At 40.4% G+C, this 272-nt stretch carries 1 protein-coding gene; it reads right to left on the bottom strand.

What is annotated here, in order from left to right; genetic code table 11:
- Nucleotides 1-272: hypothetical protein (locus tag AC07UV_RS25750; RefSeq protein ID WP_495185864.1), on the bottom strand; the 272-nt coding region annotated here is incomplete at both ends.

The following is a 272-nucleotide window of genomic DNA, read 5'->3' as shown; positions in this document are numbered from 1 at the left end:
CTGCTAATTTCATTAACCCTATTCCTGAAATCCTGATTTCTTGACAGTTGATTTGCCCGAGTTACACCGTCGCAGTCGGTATTTTTAGTTTCCTGTAACATTATTTGTTTTGGAGTTGGAGGAGTAATTGGATTAATTGTTCCTCCATCAGTTGGGGGATCTGGAACCCAGACGTTTTCGCAAACAGTATTGTAGATCATCCGATCATTGCTCCATGATACATTATAATCACAGTCTGTATAATCAGTAGGATAGCTACAGGTTCCTGGGAG

The sequence above is a fragment of the Sphingobacterium sp. GW821-FHT03E03 genome, assembly GCF_059420745.1.
This window is presented reverse-complemented; position numbering and strand designations above follow the sequence as displayed.